Source organism: Lutibacter sp. (assembly GCF_040883305.1).
GTDB lineage: Bacteria > Bacteroidota > Bacteroidia > Flavobacteriales > Flavobacteriaceae > Lutibacter.
In genome coordinates this window covers 1-3,645 of record NZ_JBFLKT010000016.1, presented here as the reverse complement: position 1 = coordinate 3,645, position 3,645 = coordinate 1, and the positions used below count along the sequence as shown (strand labels likewise).

Below are 3,645 nucleotides of genomic sequence, written 5' to 3'. Positions count from 1 at the left end.
GTATTAGCAATTATTTTTATTTGCTGTTAGCAATAGTATTTTCTTTTTCCCATTTTTTGATAACCACAAACCATATAGCAACTGAAACTCCTAAAATCATCAATTTTTCGGCTCTGTCAATTCCGTTTTCGTCCTTAAAAACCATTTTGTAGTTTAAACTATCAAATTCCTTTATAGCAGCACAATAATTATTTTTCTTGGAGTTTGTTAAATAATATTTTTTTTCGTTTCATCTTTTTCTCTGAACGTATGATCTTTAATTTTAATAGAATCCTTATAAAATGTTACTTCATATTCTAATAAGTAATCAAATTCATACTTTTTCTACGAAAAGCAGTATGTTGCTAATAAAATAAATGTTATTAAAATTGGTTTCATCTAAAGTTTTGCAGAGGCTAGCACGAGATTTGTAAGACTGAAAATTCGGAATTTTCTAGTTATTTAAATTAAGTTGCTTAAAAATATAATAACTTCATTATTGAACCCAAAGCAACTCTGTAGAAGTATATCAACTAATGTTAATGACTAATTATCATCATTTTTATTATGAGTTTTAAGCCATTCTTCACATTTTTTATCTCTAAAGAAATCCATCCAAATGTCATACAAAATTTCATCTTTTTCTACAGAAATTGAATGACTAGAGCCTAATGGTATATGAAGCTCAGAGAATTGTGAAAAATCTACTTTAGCATCGTCTGCATATTCAACACAATCATTGTCTGATAAGCCTAAAAATAATTGTTCTAACATAAGGTGTTCATGTGCACCAACTTTATCCTGGCCTTTTATTTGAATCGTTCCCATTGCTATTCTAGGAATATATTTATTAGGAAGTATGGTACGGCTAATGGAAATTCCTGGCTATACAAGGTTATTGTTAGCAATAAAAGAGATAGAATAATTACTATATATTTTTTTTATTTTAATTAAATAGGGTTTGTATAAGTTCAAATTTTAAAAAAAATATATAAGATGTTGTACAATGCGTTTTTTCATTGTATAATATAATCCTAAAACCATTTATCAAGTCAAATAAAAAATCCATTTGTGTATCTTTTTGATTCAGATAGTCCTTTTATGCTTGAGTTATTTTATAGTCGGGAATAATTTCTCTATTATATATTTGGATTTCTTCTTTTGGCACATACTGTTCAAAATTTACTACCTAAAAACTAATTCAAGTTTGCTTGTTTTTAGAAAAATTTCACCTACTTAAACCTTAAAAATCTGATTTTTTTTATTAAATAGGAATATTCATTCCATAATTACCCTAAATCAAAGGCATATGAAATTAAACCAAAAAGAAAGAGTAAAACAAATCCAATATTTAAAATTATTCCTGTGTTTTTCTTAACAGTTGGCAGTTCTTTAATTCCTTTAATTGAACGGGGTAATTCAAGAATCGAAACAATTCCAAAAAACAAGCACAATATTACGAATACAATTGTATCAAAATCGATTAGTAAACGATAGAAATATTTCATAAAAACCATTAAAATCATAAGAAATAGAGAAGATATTAATCCGAGATTGAACCCAATGTGCGAAAATCTGTTTATGCTATTCATAATCGGATTTTAATTTCACCTGCAATTTTAGCCAGTTTTTCAATTATTTTTTATTCCAATAATCAATACATTTTTCTTGTTCTGCAATTCTTAAAACAGAAAAGCCCAATTCAATTGCTTTACTAAAGTCTTCACATCCTTGTTCTTTTTCGCCCAATTCATATTGAGCTAATCCACGAAGAAAATAAGCATTTTTATTGTTTGACTCTATAGATATTGCCTTATTACAGTCAGAAACAACCCCAATTAAATCATTTGGAAATCTTGTTCCTGCTCTATTTAAATAAACTCTAGCATTTAATGAATCTGCCAATAAATAGGTGTCAAAATCTTCTCTTGCTTTATCAATCATACCAGTAACCATAAATATTCTTGCTCTATTAAGGTGTAATTCTGGATAAGTCGATTTGATTATTTCGTCATCAAGTTGTTTGATTAAATCTTTGAAGTTGGGTTTCGTCCAAAAACCCATTGTTGTTTTTATTCGTCCACCACATTCATCGTCAATAAGATCAAATGATAAATAATATTCAGTCAGATACATTTTATATTGGCCAGTAACTCTGCACATTTTCCCATCTTTATCAATAAACTTGATAGTATCACCAGATAATTCATATTCTGTAACAACGTCAATTATTTGATCGTTATCAAAATCAGCCTCTATCAATCCGTTTTCTTTAAAATCAAAGCCAATTGGTCCAGTTTGTCCAATTCTAACCCATTTACCCAAAATAGTATTATTAGGTTCTGCAAATGCCTTTTTGTCTTGATTTTTATTAAAGTTACAAGAGTAAAAAGTTGCAATCATTAAAATCAAATAAATCGGTACTCTTTTCATACTATATCATTTTTAGTTTGACTTTGTTGTTTCGTTAAATAGACTATAAAGGGTTTGTATAACCAAAGTTGTGTTTTGGTTATCGCAATTTTTCGTTTATAAATTTAATAATTTAAAGGTTCAGAACTATTCTATTTTACTAAATGCAACAATTTTGGTTATACGGTGTTGTATGTAGGCTTTATTTTTTAATTAATTTGTTAATTCCAAAACAAGAATATTCTTTGTTTGGAAAAGAAACATCAAAGATTGTTTCAATTTCTGACTCTGAATTTTTTTTAATTGTCCAACGAGCTTTTCCTCCTGGAACAAAATTTTCTATGATTTCAGTTTCAAAAACCAAAATTGAATCATTTGAGATTGAATCATTCAAAATATATTGATTTATATATCCCTCGTTGTTAAATTGTCTGAAAATTATTAATTTTCTACTATTGTCGAAACTTATAAAACCTTTGTCAATATGATGTTCACCTTCAGGATTTTTTTCCGTAGGTTCAAATCTTGATTCGTTTTTGACTTCAATGTATTTTCCATTCATTATTAACTGAAAACTGGACTCAATTTTTAATTTATCATTACCAAATCCACTTCCAGTACCATTCCATTCTCCAAGAATGAAATTCACTTTCTCAAATGAGTTTGTTTGTCCAAAAGAAACTCCCGATATCATAATGAAGGCTATTAAAGCTATTATTTTTTTCATTTTTTTTCTATATGGTTTTTTATTAATCTATTTTTCAATTTTCCGCTTACATACAACTCCTTTATATGTTCAAACTATATACATTTATCTCCATAAATTATCCAGATAAGGTGCGTAAAAAGTTTTCTTATTATTGTTAAAATCCAAAGCATTAGGAGTAAAAGCAATCAAATTTATAAAATATGAAATAGAAATAGTATGATAGTTATCATGTTTCAATACTTTTATTAATGAGATAATTATCTATAACTAAAGATTAAATAACCTAGGTAAAAACATGGATATTTCTGGAATAAAACTGATTAACATTAATACAATAACCATTATTGCTAAAAATGGTAACAAGGGCCTTATAACTTGTGTAACTAAAACTTTTGCGACTTCACTACTTATAAAGAGTAGTGTTCCAACCGGCGGTGTACAAATTCCGATACATAAATTCAACACAATAACAATTCCAAAATGAACTGGATCCATTCCTAATGTAGTTACAACTGGAAGAAAAATAGGTGTAAATATTAAAACTG

5 protein-coding genes are annotated in these 3,645 nt (G+C 27.4%); all 5 read right to left on the bottom strand.

Annotation, left to right across the window (positions count from 1 at the left end; translation table 11 throughout):
• Positions 1 to 16: 16 nt before the first annotated feature.
• Positions 17 to 145 carry a hypothetical protein gene (locus AB1Z17_RS00480; RefSeq protein ID WP_368049831.1) on the bottom strand — a complete coding sequence of 43 codons (129 nt, stop codon included), beginning with the start codon at positions 143 to 145 and terminating at the stop codon, positions 17 to 19.
• A 380-nt stretch (positions 146 to 525) separates the two neighbouring features.
• Entirely contained in the window at positions 526 to 807 is a 282-nt protein-coding gene (locus AB1Z17_RS00475; protein ID WP_368049830.1) for a hypothetical protein, read from the bottom strand.
• An 807-nt stretch (positions 808 to 1,614) separates the two neighbouring features.
• Positions 1,615 to 2,412, bottom strand: a complete 798-nt coding sequence (locus AB1Z17_RS00470) for a hypothetical protein (RefSeq protein WP_368049829.1) — start codon at positions 2,410 to 2,412, stop codon at positions 1,615 to 1,617.
• A 181-nt stretch (positions 2,413 to 2,593) separates the two neighbouring features.
• Positions 2,594 to 3,118, bottom strand: a complete 525-nt coding sequence (locus AB1Z17_RS00465) for a hypothetical protein (RefSeq protein ID WP_368049828.1) — start codon at positions 3,116 to 3,118, stop codon at positions 2,594 to 2,596.
• A 249-nt stretch (positions 3,119 to 3,367) separates the two neighbouring features.
• On the bottom strand, positions 3,368 to 3,645 hold a 278-nt coding region (locus AB1Z17_RS00460; protein ID WP_368049827.1), incomplete at its 5' end, for a TRAP transporter large permease subunit.

Excerpts from the sequence above, each read along its gene's own strand:
- AB1Z17_RS00480 (WP_368049831.1), bottom strand. The coding sequence starts at position 145 with ATGGTTTTTAAGGACGAAAACGGAATTGACAGAGCCGAAAAATTGATG.
- AB1Z17_RS00475 (WP_368049830.1), bottom strand. The coding sequence starts at position 807 with ATGGGAACGATTCAAATAAAAGGCCAGGATAAAGTTGGTGCACATGAA.
- AB1Z17_RS00470 (WP_368049829.1), bottom strand. The coding sequence starts at position 2,412 with ATGAAAAGAGTACCGATTTATTTGATTTTAATGATTGCAACTTTTTAC.
- AB1Z17_RS00465 (WP_368049828.1), bottom strand. The coding sequence starts at position 3,118 with ATGAAAAAAATAATAGCTTTAATAGCCTTCATTATGATATCGGGAGTT.